The organism is Mesorhizobium sp. B2-4-14, assembly GCF_006442155.1.
GTDB lineage: Bacteria > Pseudomonadota > Alphaproteobacteria > Rhizobiales > Rhizobiaceae > Mesorhizobium.
In genome coordinates this window covers 1-1337 of the sequence record NZ_VFVA01000084.1, presented here as the reverse complement: position 1 = coordinate 1337, position 1337 = coordinate 1, and the positions used below count along the sequence as shown (strand labels likewise).

At 64.8% G+C, this 1337-nt stretch carries 1 protein-coding gene; it reads left to right on the top strand.

Going from position 1 to position 1337, the window contains the following annotated elements; genetic code table 11:
* On the top strand, positions 1-1337 hold a 1337-nt coding region (glmS, locus tag FJ938_RS29250), incomplete at both ends, for a glutamine--fructose-6-phosphate transaminase (isomerizing) (RefSeq protein ID WP_140700135.1).

Genomic DNA, 1337 nt, shown 5'->3' with positions numbered 1-1337 from the left:
GCGCTGAAGCGGCTGGAGGGCGCCTTTGCGCTGGCCATCATGTTCAAGGGCGACGACAACCTGATCGTCGGCGCCCGCAACGGACCGCCGCTGGCCGTCGGCCATGGCGATGGCGAGATGTTTTTGGGCTCCGACGCCATCGCGCTCGCCCCGTTCACCAATTCGATCACCTATCTCGAGGACGGCGACTGGGCGGTGGTGCGCCGCGACGGCGTCGCCATCTTCGACATCGGCGGCCAAAAGGTCGACCGCAAGCGCCAGCAATCGCTGTCGACCAGCTTCATGGTCGACAAGGGCAACCGCCGCCATTTCATGGAAAAGGAAATCCATGAACAGCCCGAGGTGATCTCGCACACGCTGGCGCACTATGTCGATTTCGTCTCCGGCGTCTCGAAGCCGCTCGACCTGCCGTTCGATTTCGCCAAGATCGGCCGGCTGGCGATCTCGGCCTGCGGCACCGCCTATCTCGCCGGCCTGATCGGCAAATACTGGTTCGAGCGCTATGCGCGGCTGCCGGTCGACATCGATGTCGCCTCGGAGTTCCGCTATCGCGAGATGCCGCTGTCGGGCAACGATGCCGCCTTCTTCATCTCGCAGTCGGGCGAGACCGCCGACACGCTGGCCTCGCTGCGCTACTGCCGCAAGGCCGGCATGAAGATCGGCGCCGTGGTCAATGTGCGCGAATCGACCATGGCGCGCGAATCCGACGTCGTGCTGCCCACACTTGCCGGTCCCGAGATCGGCGTCGCCTCGACCAAGGCCTTCACCTGCCAGCTGTCGGTGCTGGCCTCGCTTGCGGTGCGCGCCGGCGTGGCGCGCGGCGCGATCTCGACGGATGAGGAAAAGATCCTGGTGCGGGCGCTTTCGGAAGCGCCGCGCTATGCCAACCAGGTGCTCAAGCTTGAAGCGCAGATCGAGCGCATCGCGCGGGACCTGTCGCGCTATTCCGATGTGCTCTATCTCGGCCGCGACACCAATTTCCCGCTGGCCATGGAAGGGGCGCTGAAGCTCAAGGAGATCTCCTACATCCACGCCGAAGGCTATGCGGCGGGCGAACTGAAGCACGGGCCGATCGCGCTGATCGACGAGAACATGCCGGTCATCGTCATCGCCCCGCATGACCGCATCTTCGAAAAGACGGTGTCGAACATGCAGGAGGTGGCGGCGCGCGGCGGCAAGATCATCCTGATCACCGACGCCAGGGGAGCGGCGCAGGCGAGCGTGACCACGATGGAGACGATCGTGCTGCCGGACGTGCCCGAAATCATCTCGCCGATCATCTACGCGCTGCCGATCCAGATGCTGGCCTACTTCACCGCCGTGTTCATGGGCACCGA